15 protein-coding genes are annotated in these 16,357 nt (G+C 43.9%); 8 read left to right on the top strand and 7 right to left on the bottom strand.

Annotated elements, in window-relative coordinates; genetic code table 11:
* Window positions 1–45: 45 nt before the first annotated feature.
* The 4 genes from HPL003_RS06665 to HPL003_RS06650 all read right to left on the bottom strand — a co-directional run bounded on the left by HPL003_RS06665 (window position 46) and on the right by HPL003_RS06650 (window position 4,532).
* Window positions 46–1,986, bottom strand: coding sequence for an FtsX-like permease family protein (locus tag HPL003_RS06665; RefSeq protein ID WP_014278877.1), 1,941 nt, complete (start codon window positions 1,984–1,986; stop codon window positions 46–48).
* Window positions 1,976–2,737, bottom strand: coding sequence for an ABC transporter ATP-binding protein (locus HPL003_RS06660; RefSeq protein WP_014278876.1), 762 nt, complete (start codon window positions 2,735–2,737; stop codon window positions 1,976–1,978). Before HPL003_RS06660 ends, HPL003_RS06665 begins: the two co-directional genes overlap by 11 nt.
* A gap of 102 nt (window positions 2,738–2,839) precedes the next feature.
* Entirely contained in the window at window positions 2,840–3,844 is a 1,005-nt protein-coding gene (locus HPL003_RS06655; RefSeq protein ID WP_014278875.1) for a sensor histidine kinase, read from the bottom strand.
* Window positions 3,837–4,532: a response regulator transcription factor gene (locus tag HPL003_RS06650; protein ID WP_014278874.1), complete on the bottom strand. Its 696-nt coding sequence runs from the start codon at window positions 4,530–4,532 to the stop codon at window positions 3,837–3,839. The genes HPL003_RS06655 and HPL003_RS06650 overlap by 8 nt, the downstream gene beginning before the upstream one ends.
* Window positions 4,533–4,703: 171 nt before the next feature.
* Here HPL003_RS06650 and HPL003_RS06645 point away from each other — a divergent pair, with 171 nt between their 5' ends.
* On the top strand, window positions 4,704–5,333 hold the full coding sequence (locus HPL003_RS06645; protein WP_014278873.1) for a YfbR-like 5'-deoxynucleotidase: 630 nt from the start codon (window positions 4,704–4,706) through the stop codon (window positions 5,331–5,333).
* Between the two features lie 142 nt (window positions 5,334–5,475).
* Here the strand turns inward: HPL003_RS06645 and HPL003_RS06640 are convergent, their stop codons facing one another.
* Window positions 5,476–7,014, bottom strand: coding sequence for an FAD-dependent oxidoreductase (locus HPL003_RS06640; protein WP_014278872.1), 1,539 nt, complete (start codon window positions 7,012–7,014; stop codon window positions 5,476–5,478).
* A 232-nt stretch (window positions 7,015–7,246) separates the two neighbouring features.
* On the opposite strand from HPL003_RS06640, the gene HPL003_RS06635 reads away from it, so the two are divergent.
* Entirely contained in the window at window positions 7,247–8,233 is a 987-nt protein-coding gene (locus tag HPL003_RS06635; RefSeq protein WP_014278871.1) for an aldo/keto reductase, read from the top strand.
* A gap of 78 nt (window positions 8,234–8,311) precedes the next feature.
* On the opposite strand, the gene HPL003_RS06630 is transcribed toward HPL003_RS06635, so the two are convergent.
* Together HPL003_RS06630 and HPL003_RS06625 are read right to left on the bottom strand one after the other, a co-directional pair.
* On the bottom strand, window positions 8,312–8,935 hold the full coding sequence (locus tag HPL003_RS06630) for an acetate uptake transporter (RefSeq protein WP_014278870.1): 624 nt from the start codon (window positions 8,933–8,935) through the stop codon (window positions 8,312–8,314).
* Window positions 8,936–9,046: 111 nt separating this feature from the next.
* Window positions 9,047–10,249: a glycosyl hydrolase family 28-related protein gene (locus HPL003_RS06625; protein WP_014278869.1), complete on the bottom strand. Its 1,203-nt coding sequence runs from the start codon at window positions 10,247–10,249 to the stop codon at window positions 9,047–9,049.
* A 276-nt stretch (window positions 10,250–10,525) separates the two neighbouring features.
* Here HPL003_RS06625 and HPL003_RS06620 point away from each other — a divergent pair, with 276 nt between their 5' ends.
* The 6 genes from HPL003_RS06620 to HPL003_RS06595 all read left to right on the top strand — a co-directional run bounded on the left by HPL003_RS06620 (window position 10,526) and on the right by HPL003_RS06595 (window position 16,217).
* Window positions 10,526–11,194: a hypothetical protein gene (locus tag HPL003_RS06620; RefSeq protein ID WP_014278868.1), complete on the top strand. Its 669-nt coding sequence runs from the start codon at window positions 10,526–10,528 to the stop codon at window positions 11,192–11,194.
* A gap of 327 nt (window positions 11,195–11,521) precedes the next feature.
* A complete protein-coding gene (locus HPL003_RS06615; protein ID WP_014278866.1) occupies window positions 11,522–12,250 on the top strand; it encodes a YheC/YheD family protein in 729 nt (242 codons plus the stop codon).
* Between the two features lie 42 nt (window positions 12,251–12,292).
* Window positions 12,293–13,192 carry a phosphoenolpyruvate mutase gene (gene aepX / locus HPL003_RS06610; protein ID WP_014278865.1) on the top strand — a complete coding sequence of 300 codons (900 nt, stop codon included), beginning with the start codon at window positions 12,293–12,295 and terminating at the stop codon, window positions 13,190–13,192.
* Entirely contained in the window at window positions 13,192–14,352 is a 1,161-nt protein-coding gene (gene aepY, locus HPL003_RS06605; RefSeq protein ID WP_014278864.1) for a phosphonopyruvate decarboxylase, read from the top strand. The genes aepX and aepY overlap by 1 nt, the downstream gene beginning before the upstream one ends.
* A complete protein-coding gene (locus HPL003_RS06600) occupies window positions 14,349–15,461 on the top strand; it encodes a 2-aminoethylphosphonate aminotransferase (RefSeq protein WP_014278863.1) in 1,113 nt (370 codons plus the stop codon). The genes aepY and HPL003_RS06600 overlap by 4 nt, the downstream gene beginning before the upstream one ends.
* Before the next feature lie 15 nt (window positions 15,462–15,476).
* Window positions 15,477–16,217 carry a YheC/YheD family protein gene (locus HPL003_RS06595; RefSeq protein ID WP_014278862.1) on the top strand — a complete coding sequence of 247 codons (741 nt, stop codon included), beginning with the start codon at window positions 15,477–15,479 and terminating at the stop codon, window positions 16,215–16,217.
* Window positions 16,218–16,357: the final 140 nt, after the last annotated feature.

Here is a 16,357-nt window from a genome sequence, read left to right as displayed (position 1 = left end):
AAAAGCCCCAGTGCTTTCGCCTGGGGCTCTTTTGACTTTTGCTGATTATAAAGCTGATGTAATGACTTTTTTATAATACAGAATAGATAGTATCCCGAAAATGGAGTATAAGGCGGTGTATAACACCATAACGATGATCATAGGCATCCAAATTTCTGTTCCAAACAAGAACCAGCCTGATTGGACGGCGAAATAGCTGTGTGATAGGCCAATCACTAAAGGAATGCCGAAGTTAAAGATTTGTTTTATTTTAATGCCTCTAAGCAGATCATCCCGTGTGAACCCCAGCTTTCTTAGCACGGTATAATTGGCTTTTTCGTCTTCGCTTTCATCCATTTGCTTAAAGTAAAGGATACAGCCTGATGTAATGAGAAAGGTCAGTCCTAAAAAGCCGACAATAAACATGATGATGCCCATATTTTTTTTCTGGGTACTGCTCATTTCAAGGCGTGATGTTTGCTGCTTATTAAAGTTGGCGGCTTTAAAGAGGCGATCGGCTTCTTTGATCTGTTCTTCGTTAATCATATCAATTCCGATATATAAGGATGATTTCTTTTGAATTTCAGGATTGATGTCCTTCTTTAACCGCTCAAATACAGTTTCGTCTACAATCGCCGTAGGAAGTCCCCCAGCTGTAAAATAGTAGGGAATCACATACTCCCTTTTTAGCCCCAAATACTGTTGGTGGATGACTTCTTTATTCCCCTTTAAATCTAATGGACCAGCGTTTTTCAAGGACATGAATTTTTGCAGCAGATCGTTATAGCCCGTTAAAATCGTTTGGTCTGGAGATACATCCGTCCCCTCCACGGATTGATCACTTATGACAGGCAGCGTCATGGAATTCCCGCTGATATTTAATCCTTCCAAAGGAGTATCCATGATTTGCGCGGTGTTCACACTGACTTGAATGACTTCAATTTTCTTTTCACGATACTTGATATCATGCTCAAGCAGTATCTTTTTGAATTTCTCCGCCTCCGGTACATTCGTCATTGCAAAATGGGTAGGCACATTGTTTTCAGCTGCTTTATCCGCAGAATAATAGGCGATATAGCTTAAAGAGAGCAAACCGATGGCAAGTGCCGATACCGTCGTAATAATGGTCAATAGCAAAGCATTGGACTTCATGCGGAACATAATGGATGAGAGAGACAGCACCTCATTGATGTTTAGATAGCCGCCTTTACTTTTTCTAATGATATTTGAAATAAAGCGGATGGACCCTTTATAAAAAAGAAGTGTCCCAATGATGACAGAGCCTAAAATAAAAACCATAGCCATAAATAATTCATTCATGGATGTAAAGTCTCCACCAAATAATTTGGAAGAAACATAATATCCTATTGCAATGAGTGATATTCCAATGATCCCGATGATCATTTCGTAAATGGATATTTTCTTAATTTTTCCTTCCGTTGTTGAGGTGACTCTGAACAAAGACAAAATACTCTGTCTTTTGATAAAAGAATAATTCATGATCATGATCAACAGGTAGATCATACAAAATACAATAAGTGTTTGAACAAGTGCCTGGTTGGAGAAATACAGAGTGGCAATCGCATCGATGCCCGTCGTCTTAAATAAAATCATAATCACTAACTTGGAAAAGGAAAATCCAACTATAATTCCAATGAATAAGGAGCTGAAGTATAAAATTAAGTTTTCAGCACTCAGGAGGCGAAAGATTTTGTTTTTGGTCATGCCGATTAATTGAAATAAACCAATTTCTTTGCTGCGTCTTTTGATGAAAATATTATTAGCATATAAAAGGAAAATGCACACAATGACGACCAGTAGGACGGATGCTGCACGTATGGAAGCCGCACCCTTAACAGAGCCCTTCACTTCATCCATGGAGGGATCGTATTGTAATGTGACAAAAGCGAAATAGAGCGCAACACTGAAAATTAAAGCAAAGACATACAGGTAATAATTTTTCAAATTTTTTTTCAAATTTTTCAAGATGAGTTGATTAATGTTCATATTGGACCCCACCTAAAATCCCTTGGGTTTTCATGATATCCTGAAAGAAGCTTTGTCTTTCCTGCCCGCCTTTATGAAGCTGCGTATACATTTGTCCATCCTTAATAAAAATGACCCGGCTGCAATGGCTGGCCGCGACAGGATCATGCGTGACCATAATAATGGTTGCCTTGCGCTTCTGGTTTAACTGGCCCAGCTTGTTTAATAAATCCGAAGCCGATTTGGAATCCAGCGCGCCCGTGGGTTCATCGGCAAATATAATACTAGGCTCATGAATAAAGGCTCTAGCCGCAGATGTACGCTGTTTCTGTCCGCCCGAAATTTCGTTGGGATACTTATCTTTTAGCTCATAAATCCCCAGTTCTGTAGCCACTTCCTGAAATTTTCGGTTGGCTTCTTTTTTAGGCGTTCTGGTGATGGATAAGGGGAGGAGAATGTTTTCCTTCACGGTTAGCGTATCCAGCAGGTTATACTCTTGAAAAATAAAGCCTAAATGCTTTTTGCGGAATTCAGCCAGCTGCTTTTCCTTCATTTTCGTCATTTCGATGTTATTGATTTTAATGGACCCTTGGCTCACCTGATCAATGGAGGAAAGAACATTTAGCAGGGTGGTTTTACCTGAACCGGAGGCTCCCATAATACTGACAAATTCACCCTCTTCAATAAGGATATCAATTCCCTTTAATACCTCCTGCATATTTAATTTGTTGCCGTAGCTCTTATGAATTTTGTTTGCTTCTAAAATATTCACTTCGACGCACTCCTTATTGTTCTTATAGCTTTATTATAAAAATAGGGGCGTTGCTTTTCCTTTGATTGAGCGAACAATACATAAAAGCATGTGACATCTCTGTCACATGCTCATCATACTCACGAAATCGTTTCGTTTGGGGAAAATTAAAGTGAAAGTTGTACCAGCGCCCGGTTTGGAGTGGACATCAATATGTATGAGCAGGGACATTGCTGCCTTTTTCGTTAAATATAACCCCATGCCTGTTGAAGTATGGTCCGAATGTTGTGTCGTGGATGTAAAGCCTTTCTCGAAAATACGAGGTATATCCTTCGGATCAATGCCGCGACCAAAGTCTTTAACCTCAAGCTGTATTCGGTCATTTTGCTCATAGGTGTGAATGATAATATCACTGGCATTGCTATATTTGATGGCATTGGTTAAGAGCTGTCTGATGATAAAAGCAAGCCATTTGGCATCACTCAGCACTTCCATTTGCTCAAGCTGAATGTCAAAACCGATCCCTTTTTGAATGCACCAGGCTTGCAAGTCTTTGATCTCTTTAAAAATTAGAGATTTCAGATCCACTTGCTCTACATACAAATCATTTTCAATAAAAGATATGCGTTTTTGGTGGAGCTGCTGGTCAAGTAGTAAGTGAATGCGTAGCCATTCATAAGTAAGCTGAGCCTTAAGGGATTTGTCGTCCAATCGCTCAATCATCAAATGCATGGCGGTCAAAGGTGTTTTTACCTCATGAATCCAGGATAATAGTTCGTCTTTTTCGTGTTCAAGTGTCAATTGATTTTGCGAGATGATCTGTTGTAAGCGTTCGGTCTGGTCGGTGATTTTTTGTTCAATGATTTGCTCAAATGGACTATCTGGTTCGCCCATTCCTGTTAATTCGAGCGGGCTTTCCCATTCTTTCAGTGTTCTATAGAATTTGGTTTCCTTGGGATAGCGAATGATTAAAAAAACGAAGAAAACCATCATAGATAAGAAGACAATATATAGGATCGGCATCAACGGGATTGCCGCGTCCACATAAGCGATGAAAAGGATAAGCAATTGCTGGCATACAAATAGCAGAATCCAGCTCAGTCTTTCCATAAGGTATTTTTTAATCATATGTAGTTGCCTCTTCTGTAGCCATGTAGCCTTGCCCGACCTTCGTTTCAATGAAACGTCCCAAATCCAGCCCATCCAGTTTTTTTCGCAGGCGATTTAAATTGACTGTTAAGGTATTGTCGCTGACAAAACGTTCATCATCCCATAGGCTTTTAATTAATTCCTCTCGGGCTACAATTTTATTTTTTTGCTCAATGAGCAGCTTTAAAATGTAAATTTCGTTCTTGGTTAATTCGATGGAGCCTGCCTCATTGGTAACTATATTTTTCTCATAATCCACTGTGGCACCACACCATGTTTTCAAGGCGATAGGTTCAGTATTGTAATTATATACACGGCGAAGAGTCGCCTGTAATTTCGCAATGAGTACATCGAAGTGAAACGGTTTTTGGATAAAATCATCCGCTCCGAGCTGCATCGACATGACCATATCCGTAGGGTGATCACGGGATGATAGGAAAATGATAGGAACGTTAGAGTGGGATCGAATCATTCGACACCAATGAAACCCATCAAATTTCGGCAATTGAATATCAATGACGACCAGATCAGGTTTTATCGCTGTGAATTCCTGCATTACCTTACTAAAGTCCTGGATACCATAAACATCATAAGCCCATTGAGTTAATCTGTCTTGAACTTCATGAAATAAAGTTTCATCATCTTCAATTAGCAAAATTTTAAACAACGATTTCACCGCACTTTTAACTTTTTTTATATAAAGTGTATAGCAAAATTGGTTTGTGTGCTATATGTGTAAGTCTCCACTTTATACTGCGCTAATCTGCTGTTAATAGTTGAGCCCTATAGTAGGATCTATATCCACACATATCATATAAACTAAAGGATGGATGCAAGTATGGGGATTCATACGTATTTTCGATCACTAAACGAGTTGGAAAGGATCATACGCTGTCCAGGCAAGTTTAAATTTGAGGAACATAGTGTATCTGCTCATTCATGGAAAGTGGTACAGTATGCCAAAACGCTGGCTGATATTGAAGAGCGAAACGGCGTAAGCATTGACTGGAAAAAGCTTTACGAGATCACAAGCAGCCACGATTATGGAGAGATTTTTATTGGAGACATTAAGACGCCTGTTAAGCATTCCTCTAAGGAACTCAGGTTATTAATCCAGCAGGTCGAAGAAGGCATGATTGAGTATTTTATTGAAGAGAACATTCCGGAGGAGTTCAAAGCCATTTTCCGCAAACAGCTCCGAGAAGGCAAAGACAATTCAGTAGAAGGTTTGATCCTTGAAGTTGCGGACAAGATGGATCAGGTGTACGAAGCGTTTGCTGAACTTCAGCGGGGAAATACCGAAAAAGAATTTATAGTGATGTATCGTAATGCACTTGTGAAAATCAAAAATATTCAATTAAAATGCGTTGATTACTTTCTGGAAAATATTTTGCCGGATATGGTCAAGGAAGAAACGCCTTCATCCATTGATATTAAAAAGATTACGGAAGAAGCTCTAGCTCTTTAATAGACTCTCTCTATTCAGAAGCCCCGGCAGTGCTTCTGTTCATACATAATGATGTCCATTTCAAAATCTGGACAGTCACGAAAAAAAGAGCAATAAGGGACAGTGATTGAACTGTTCTTATTGCTCTCTTGGGTTGATGGTGCTATTCGAATTCGACCTTGCCAAGCGATTTTTTGGTTGGTCCTTCGATTACTTCGCCCTGATAGGAATAGCGGGAGCCATGGCACGGGCAATCCCATGTTCTTTCCGCCTCGTTCCACTCGACTTCACAGCCCAAATGGGTGCAAGTTGTGTCCACTAGGTGCAGTCCTCCTTGTTGGTCTCGGTAAGCACCCGCCCTTTTGCCGTTTACCTGGATAACGGCTCCTTCGTCATTCTGTAATTCTTCGGCTTTTTTGTAGCTCATTCCCAACTTCCCTGCAATCAAGTGTTTAGCCACATTCGCATTTTGAGTCACAAATGTTTTGATGTCAGGGTCCGCATGAAACCTTGCAGGGGAGAAAAGATCCTGGTACGGGCTTCCTTCTCCAGTAATCAGATTCGTATTTAATAAAGCCGCCGCAACACTTGTGGTCATCCCCCATTTTTTATAACCCGTAGCAACAAGGATGTTAGGGATAGTGGATACTTCCTGCCCGATATAGGGGAGCTTGTCCAGCGTATACAAGTCTTGGGCTGACCAGCGATACATGATTTCCTCTATTCCAAATGTTTGCTCTGTGAACTTTTCTAAAGCTTCATAGTACTGAAAGGTACAGATTCCTTGGCCTGTTTTGTGGCCTTCTCCACCGATGAGGACCATCGGTTCTCCGTTTATCAATACCGAGCGGAGCGAACGTTTTGGGGTTTCCGCACTTAGGTACATACCACCCGGATAGATCTTATCGCTCTTGACCGCTAGTACATAAGAACGTTCGGCATACAATCGCGCAAAATAAAGGCCGTTTAGATCATTGAATGGAAAATGCGAGGAGGATACGACATGGTTGCACGTGATGTTCTTTCCGTCATTGGTTTTAACGATGGCAGGATTTCCTTTTTCCACACCTACAACGGTCGTTTGCTCATAAATTTTCCCGCCCTGACGGATGACTTGATTTGCCAAATACCTTAAGAAAGGAGCGGGATTAAATTGGGCCTGGTTTTTCATCATAATGGCCGCTTTAGTTGAAAACGGCAGAGGCGTTTGCTCAACATAACTTCCCGGGATGCCCAATTCTTCGTAGGCTTTATATTCGGCGGTGATTTTCTCTACATACGTATCTGCACATGTATAAACGTAGGCATCTTCTTCTGTAAATTGGCAATCGATATTGTATTCCTCTACCGTTTGTTTAATGAATTGAAGAGCTTCGCGGTTGGCTTCGTAATAGAGCTGGGTTTGCTCTTTGCCAAAATGTGAAAGAAACTCGCTGTAGATCAAATCATGCTGCGCGGTAATTTTGGCGGTAGTATGGCCCGTTGTTCCATGAAGCATCCGCCCTGCGTCGACGACTGCGACGTTTAGTCCTTTTTTAGAAAGTAAATAAGCAGTGGTAATACCGGTGATCCCCGCACCGACAATGGCAACATCCACCTGAATATCCTCATTAAGCTTGGGAAAGCTGGGGATGTCAGTTGAAGCTAACCAATAGGATTCTGGAAATTGCGGAAATTTTGTATGGGATTCATTATGCATCATTTTCACAACCGCCCCCTTTGATTACACTTTATGTGTATTATTGTCATTTAAGGCTTTTATATTCATTGAACGATTCTCTTTATGATAAATTGGCTTGTACCTTCGAGGCTTTTTTAGCGTTGCTAAGGCAACACTTGACTTCAAGTTAACTTTAAGTAGTAACATATTGGGTGTAACGTGATGGTGATTAGAAAGGCCGATGACTATTCTTTTGAGATAGGAGTGATGGAAGTTGAAAAAGAAACAACTGGGTAAAAGTGACCTTCAAGTATCTGCACTGGGTCTGGGCTGCATGGGAATGTCCGAATATTATGGCGAGTTGAATGATCAGGAGTCGATCAAAACGCTTCATCGTGCGTTGGAGCTGGGGATCAACTTCTGGGATACGGCGGATGTCTATGGTGTGGGAGAAAATGAAAAACTGATCAGTCAAGTCCTGCGGAGCCACCGGAATGAGGTGGTATTGGCTACCAAATTCTCCATTATGCGCGGAGAGGATGGGGGATTCTTGGGTGTCAACGGCCGTCCTGAATATGTAAAACAGGCATGTGACCGCAGCCTGCAAAGGCTGGGAGTCGATGTCATTGATTTGTACTACCAGCACCGTGTCGATCCGAACGTACCTATCGAGGAAACGGTCGGCGCGATGAGTGACTTGGTTCAGGCAGGAAAGGTCCGCTATTTGGGGCTGTCTGAGGCTTCTCCTGCACTCATTCGGCGTGCTCACAAGGTTCACCCGATCACGGCCCTGCAAACGGAATACTCCTTATGGAGCCGGGAAGCGGAAGATGAGATTATACCCGCTTGCAAGGAGCTGGGAATTGAATTTGTAGCGTACAGTCCGTTGGGACGCGGCTTTTTGAGCGGGCAAATTCAGAAGTTTGATGATTTTGCAGAAGATGATTTCCGTCGCACCGTGCCACGCTTTCAGCCGGAGAATTTCCAGAAAAATCTCGATCTCGTACAGCATATTAAGGATCTCGCTGCTCAAAAAGGGGTTAAGCCTTCGCAACTGGCCTTGGCATGGCTGCTTGCGCAAGAGGGAATTGTACCGATTCCAGGCACCAAGCGGGTTACTTATTTAGAGGAAAATGCGGGGGCAGTCGATATCGCTTTATCTACGGAGGAAATGGAAAATATTAATGCGATCATTCCCAAAGGGATGGCAGCTGGCCTTCGTTATGCGGCAGAGCGGATGCCGAATTGGCAAGCCGAATAATTCCAGCTTTATAACCCAAAAAGCCGTCCTTAACGCGGATCGGCGCGAAAGGCGGCTTTGCGGGGCTTACATATACAGCTAAGGGCGTGGTTTGAAAATACCGAAGGGACGTCCTACAGGCAGGAACGTACGGCCAAAATGTGCATTCAGAACAGCGGCTCCTGTACCGTACAGCGAGAGTAGACCAATACCCATTTCAGCATAAGCTGCGAGGGTATGGAACACCTCTGGAGCAACGCCGAATGCATCGAAGCTAAGACCGAGGAACAGAAAATCAATCAGAACAAAGATAAAGAATAGGACCTTATGCGTCTCCATCGCTCCAATGGTCATGAATAGCGTGAAGATGAGATAGCCAGCAAAGGCAAAACCGAGCTGCTTGCCATCTACAGCAGACGCCAGCTCAGGGCCGAATACGCCCATTTTGATCATCCAGCTACTAGCTACGGCCAACCAGAAGAAGGCGTAAGCGCCAAAAGCCGTCATGCCAAAGGTGTTGTTATGCTTTGCATCCTGAATGCAGGCAAACAGCTGTGCAAAGGCACCAAGGAAGATAGCCCAAGGGATGATGAAGCTCAAGCCCTCAGTAAGACCAAGCTTTTGGGATGAAGCGACAAGCGTTACAATAGCCAAACCAAACAGACCGATCGCGCTCGGATCGGCCGTTACGATTTTTACGTTAGAATGAGATTCGTTTTGCATGAAAAAATAGAAGCCTCCAATAATGTTCAAGTACGCGTCAATCTGCCGATGCCAGAATCACACTGACATATTGTAACGGAAACAGAGGAACTAGCATAGTACATAATTCTGCTACCGATTACGGTTGCCTTTATTCACGTTATTGCTGCCACCCTCAATACTGACTGATTTCCCTGAAGTATCTGTGATGTTGTCCCTAATTTCATTGGAGCTGGAATCAGTGACACGTATTCCTATGTTGGAAAATCCGGAGTACGTGGTCATTTCGTTACCAATAATTTTGTTGCTGTTTGCGTTAGCAAGGCGAATGATTGCGTCAGGATTAAGCGAAGAATTGGTTTGAATAAATTCATTGTCTGTGAAGGTATTGCCATCCGATTGGACCAGCAGACCTTGCAGGGATGCATTTTTCACCGTATTCCCGTATACGTTGTTACCTGTAGCTCCAGTCAGTACAAAGATTCCCCGCGGATAATTTTCAATTACATTATTGTTGACGATATTGTTGGCACCATTATTAGGGATGCGAATGCCTGCGTAGCCGTCAGATTGATGGGTTTTGTTGATAATTTGGTTCCCGGTAACCGTCGTGTAGGTTGCACGTGACAGATTGATTCCACTGCCGCCGCCCGAATTGGTAATCTGGTTATTCGTAATTTTGACGTTACGGAACTCACCTGCCGGATAGCTTTCATGTCCGGTGGCAATAGCATGTCCATTATTCCGGTCAAAGCGGCTGTTGGTAATCTCTGAATCTCTCGTTCTGCGAAGAAGAGCTCCAATTGTGGTATCGCAAATCTCCACGCGATCTAACGTGAGGTGCGAGACGGCCACATCTATAATCATACCGCCTACCTGACTTTCGCCACGAGCTTCACGGTTTGCACGGTCTGCGTCAATGGTAAGATTCGATAGCTTCACGTCTAGTCGGTCAGAATTGTTTCGTAGAATCGGATTGCCAATCACGTATTGGCTTTTAGATCCTGTCTTTTTGAAAATCGTTTTGCCCATTCCGTCACCGTTCAGACTAACTCCGGCATATAAACGAATCGATTCGTCAACCAGGTACGTGCCTTTTGGGAAATAGACGGTTCCCTCTGTACCGCGATCATAGAAATACTTTAGCGCATTCTGGATTTCCTTGGATTGTGAGGTGTTCGTGTTAGGTTTAACGCCAAAATCCTTGGCATTAATCACATTGTCGGCTGCTTGGGCCACATGCAGGTTTCCCCCTATAGAACCTTGAATAACGAGAGCAATGACAGCTACCAGCCACAAGCTGAGCCTCGCCTTCCGATTAAAGATGTTTAACATTTTGCACACCCCTGTTCAATTCAGATTTTGTGTAATCGTTGACACTTTTGTTTCATGCAAAGCTTATACGTGAATCTTTCTCCCCTCCCTTGTTAAAAATATTGAAACGATACCATAATTCCCCTTTATATTTTCGGTCAAAATGGGGTTTATTTCAAGTATTTTCTATTCATTGAAAGGAATACTTTGAAAGGAATACTTTCAGCTGGCTTTAATTTTCTTTTCAGCTTGACCGGGTACAATCAAGGCAATTTTCCTGGGGAGGATGTATAACGAATGAAAACGAAAAAGACCGTTTGGATTCCGGCAATAATTGCAGTTGCGGTAGCAGCCCTGCTCGTAATCTACTATTACTACATGTCTTCGGTTTCCGGCGGCGAACCTGGACCTCGACCGCCAGAAGGTGGCGTAGGCAACGTGCCTGCAGGGCCTGTGGGTGGACGTCCCGGTGGAGGAGGGCGTGGGGGGAACGGGGAAATATTCAAGACTTTGGGTACGATCTCCGTATTCCTTGGCGCGGCCGCTTTTTCTTGGTTCTGGTTTAAGAAGAAGCTAAGATCGCCATCGATATTGGTTAGAAAAGCCGGGAAGTTGTTACATTCCCTGCATAAACTGTTGGGCTGGGCGACCTTGATCCTGATTGCCGTTCATGGTATCTATTTCCTGATTACCAAGCTTCAAGATAACAAAACTTACACCGGTCTTGCGGGCTTTGCCATTCTGCTGGCGATTGCCGGGTATGGCTTCTTCATTAACAAAGTTCGTAACAAATGGATGCGGACCGTGCATCGTTTGCTCGGATTGCTGTGGGTTCCTGTGCTGCTGCTGCATGCTGGCAGCTCCGTGATTATGGCCGTCATCGCCAGCATTGCAGTGGGGGTTCTTGTCTGGATGCTGGAGAAAATGGCGGGGAAAACGCCGAAACCTATCCCGGGGGGCCGATAATTAGACAAGCAGCCATTCGGCCATGAGCCATATACCGCCTGGTACGAGCGCAGGCTGTGTCACCAGCGCTTGCTGGCAATAAAGATCCGCCACCTTTTCGGTAGCGGATCTTTTGTTGTTTGGTGACAGCCTATCATCTGTAGCCCGGACCCGAGCCTGTCCGAAAGGCTGTCTCCTTGGGGTATTCGTATTTAAACAGCTGGCACATACTGTTTTGTGACATAAATCTTAGTTTTGGACCAGAGGCAGCGGCCCACGCAGATGGGGGGTTGGGTGCATATGCATACGGTATGCGCAAAAAACCAAAAAAGATAAGAGGGATGACTAGTGCCCATTGGAAAAATGAAAAAGCATAAAGAAATGTTGCAACATCCCGTTTTGCGTCCGCATTTACCTGAAACCCACTGGTTTACAGATTCGAGGACCTCGCGGATGCTGAATACCTATTCATCGGTCTTCATAAAACCCAATCACGGGAGTGGTGGAAGCGGGATCATCCGGGTCAAGAGATTGAAAAAAGGATATGAGGTTCGCAGGGGCTCAAGGCGAAAGATTGTAAGATCTCGTTATGTCTTGAAGGCAATTAAGTCATACCAGAAATCCAGACACATGTATTTAGTACAGAAGGGACTGCGGTTAGCTAAGTACCACGGGTCGATTTTTGACACCAGGATCTACTTACAGAAACCAGGGGGGAAATGGGTTATTTCCGGCGCGGCCGCCCGTGTCGCGGCACCCCATAAGTATGTTACCAATTATCTTAAAGGAGGGCATGCAGCATCTTTGCATCGAGTGCTTTTCAGCCTTTTTAAGCACAACCACACGAAAGCGGATGCCTATTTTCATAGAATCTCCAAACTATCCGTCACCATTGCCAAAACGATTAATAAACGGCATCCGGTTCGTGAATTGGGGGTCGATATTGCCATAGATAAAAAAGGCCATATTTGGATTATCGAGGCCAATTCACATCCCGGACATATGCTATTCACTCAGCTTCCCGATCCTACTATGATCAACACAATCATGAGAAACAAGAGTCTTATTTGGAAGTAGATTCCTTGTACGTTATTTCTAGGGGAGAAGGAGAAAGTTTCAATGAAAAAAACAAAGCAGCTAAGAGAGTTGGTCAATTCTCAAAAACTGGAGTTTATCATGGAAGCTCATAATGGTCTGTCAGCCAAAATTGTGGAGGAGGCGGGGTTTAAAGGAATTTGGGCCAGCGGGCTATCCATCTCTGCAGCGATGGGAGTCAGGGACAACAATGAGGCCTCCTGGACGCAGGTTTTGGATGTTTTGGAATTCATGAGTGATGCTACCTCCATCCCGATTTTGCTGGACGGAGATACGGGGTACGGCAATTTCAATAATGCAAGGCGGCTGGTAAAGAAGCTGGAGCAGCGCCATATTGCGGGGGTATGCATCGAAGATAAGCGGTTCCCCAAAATGAATTCTTTCATTAACGGTCAAGGGCAGACTTTGGCTGATATCGAGGAGTTTTCCGGGAAAATAAAAGCGATGAAAGACACGCAAACCGATGAGGACTTTACAGTGGTGGCCAGGGTAGAGGCATTTATTGCTGGGAAAGGGCTTAAAGTGGCGCTGCAGAGGGCAGAGGCGTACCGGAAGGCAGGAGCCGATGCCGTATTTATACACAGCAAAAGAGCGGATGCCGCAGAGATTGAAGCATTCATGAAGGAATGGGCCGGAAGATTGCCGATAGTGATCGTGCCTACCAAATACTATACGACTCCAACCGTCAGGTTTCAGGAGTTGGGGATCAGCCTTGTGATTTGGGCAAACCATAATTTGAGAGCATCTATTCAAGCCATGCAGCATTTATCTAACCGGATTTATCGGGATGAAAGTCTTGTTCATATTGAAAAGAGTGTCGCCACCCTCGAAGAAGTATTCCGGCTTCAAGGGGTCGAGGAGCTGCAAGCCGCGGAGCGCCAATACTTTCCGTCGTCAGAACCGGATTCGGGTGAGCACGTATAATGGACACGAAATTGTTAGGAGAAGAGCTGAAGAAATTAGGATTTACCTTTTTCAGCGGTGTTCCATGCTCCTTTTTGAAAAGCCTGATCAATTATGCGATAAATGAATGCGATTATGTTGCAGCGGCTAACGAGGGGGATGCGGTCGCCATTGCATCCGGAGCTTATATAGGGGGGAAGAAGTCGGTAGTCCTTATGCAAAATTCAGGGCTGACCAACGCTATTTCGCCATTGACCTCTCTTACCTACCCATTTCGTATTCCGCTGCTTGGATTTGTCAGCCTGCGCGGAGAACCGGGGATACCTGACGAGCCTCAGCATGAACTGATGGGCCGGATTACAACGCAAATGCTGGATGTGATGGATGTGGAATGGCAATATCTCTCCAAGGATTTAAAGGAGGCCCAAAATCAGCTGATCCAGGCTAATGAGCAAATTGCCCGGCATCGCCCGTTCTTTTTTGTTGTTAAGAAAGGGACTTTCGACAAAGAGCCATTGCAGAAACAGCAAACCTCCATTCATTTAAATCAGGTCAGGCAGCATGGCCATGCGGACCATCAAATGCCTACACGGTATGATGCATTAGCTGCAATTAACTCCATGAAAGACGTCAATACCGTACAGCTCGCAACAACTGGTAAAACCGGGCGCGAACTGTATGAAATTGAAGATGCAGATAACAACTTGTACGTGGTAGGTTCTATGGGATGCATCGGTTCCTTGGGACTTGGGTTGGCTCTGAGCCAACCAAGCAAAGATATCGTCGTGATTGACGGAGACGGATCTCTGTTGATGCGTATGGGGAGTCTGGCAACCAATGGGTATTATCATCCAGCTAATATGGTTCATATTCTGCTTGATAATAACGCTCATGAATCAACAGGCGGGCAAAGCACGGTATCCCATAATATGGATTTTGTAGATATTGCTGCTTCCTGCGGGTATACGAAGTCGATTCATGTTCACAGTCTCGAGGAACTGAAAGCCTCTTTACAGGAATGGAAAGTGAATAGAGAACTTACGTTTTTGTGCCTGAAAATATCCAAGTATTCCAAGGATCAGCTTGCGCGTCCGCATATGAAGCCTCACGAAGTAAAAGAACGTCTGTTGCGTTTTATTCATAACAGTCCTTTGAAGGGCAAGGAAGGGAGCAGTTCATGAGTTCTCCCGTCAAGAAAAACATTTTGCTTACCCCTGGTCCGGCAACGACTACAGAAAGTGTGAAATGGTCACAAGTGGTTCCGGATATCTGCCCTCGTGAAGCCGAGTTTGGCCAAATCATGGAGTATATTTCTACAGAACTTACCCGGCTGGTTGCAGACCCGGATCATTATGCAACCGTATTGTTTGGCGGATCGGGTACTGCAGCGGTGGAATCCATTATCAGTTCGGTCCCGAATCACGAGGCAGTGATCATTGTCAGCAATGGAGCCTATGGAAAACGGATGTGCGAGATAGCGAAGGTTTATGGAGTGGATTATTTTGAATTTAAAAGTCCCCCCGATGATGCTATTGATTTGGCTGATTTAGAAAGGTTTATCCAATCTTCCGAACGCACCGTCTCTCATCTGGCTGTCGTGCATCACGAGACGACAACTGGCCTGCTTAACAAGGTGAAGGATATCGGAGAATTATGCAAAAGGTATCAAATCGACATGATTTTGGATGCCATGAGCTCATTTGCGGCCATTCCAATTCAATTAGAGGAAATGAACATTGCCTATCTGGCGTCAAGCTCCAACAAAAACTTACAGGGAATGGCCGGGGTTTCATTTGTGATCGCCCAAAAAAGCAAATTGGAGAATTTGAAAGGTCAGAAACCAAGAAGCTATTATTTGAATTTGTATGCTCAATACAATTATTTTGTGGAACATGGGCAGATGCGGTTTACGCCTCCAGTCCAAACCTTATATGCGCTTAGACAGGCGATTGAGGAATTAAAGCAAGAGGGAGTGGATAAAAGGTACGAAAGATATGCAACATCCTGGAAAACCTTAATTAACGGGTTAGCCCGTCTAGGTCTAACCTATATCATTCCCGAAGAGCATCATTCCAAAATCATTACTTCCATTCTTGAACCTCATTGTGCAGGCTATGATTTTCAATCGATGCATGATTATTTTTACAGTAAAGGCATTATGATTTATCCCGGTAAACTTGAGAAACTAAATACGTTCCGGATTGCCAATATAGGTGATATCACGTATAAGGAGATGGAGTTATTTTTGGAATTGCTCGAACGTTATCTCAGTAGTATAAAATGCGGATGAGAAAGGTGGAGTCCCATGGCATCAGCAGCAAAAGATAAGTGGTACAAGTATTTATTATTGAGAAGGCATGCATCTCTGAGGTCCTACGTCCCCGAAACGAAGCTCCTGGACAGGTATCATTTTTCGAAACTTCTCTTCAAGTACGGGCATGTGATCGTGAAACCGGTGTGGGGGAGTCGTGGCCAGGGGATCTTTCAGGTCTCATGGTTAGGAAACCATAAGTACATTGTACATTACGAGAATATAAAAGTTTTAGTACGGGGCAGAGCCAATACGTATCATTATATTAAAAGAAAAATCGGGAACGCCAGTTATATGGTTCAACGCAGAATTACCCGTCCGACCATCAACAATCGTCCTTTTGATATGAGAGTCATCATTCAACGGAGAACTGGCTCATCTGTATGGGTAGTCACAGGAAAGGTTATCAAAGTTGCAGGCAAAGGGTATATTGTTTCCAATAATACACGGAGTAAGGGGAAATTACTCCATTTTAATTCCGGCATTCGACAATCTTCCGTTCGGCACCTGTCTGCCAGTAAATTAGAGTCCCATATTGATCGTGTTTCCATTCGTTCCGCGAAGAAACTAAGCGCTTATTTTCCGGGGCACAGGATATATGGACTGGACATTGGAATAGACCGGAAAGGACGTATTGGGATTATTGAAGCTAATCTTTTTCCGGCAAGGTCCCATTTCCGTAAGCTGAAGGATAAAACGATGTATCACCGCATTACGGATTACAAAAACGGTTGACATAAAATGAACGAGGTGGCTCTGTATCCATCAGGGTCATCTTTTTTTATACAGTTCCTAAGTCGGGCATTTAGTCATGGGGCAAGGATTATTGAATGGTGTTACATCGGGATTTGTGATAATATTTACACTTATATAAA

It is taken from the genome of Paenibacillus terrae HPL-003 (assembly GCF_000235585.1).
GTDB classification, from domain to species: domain Bacteria; phylum Bacillota; class Bacilli; order Paenibacillales; family Paenibacillaceae; genus Paenibacillus; species Paenibacillus terrae_B.
This window is presented reverse-complemented; position numbering and strand designations above follow the sequence as displayed.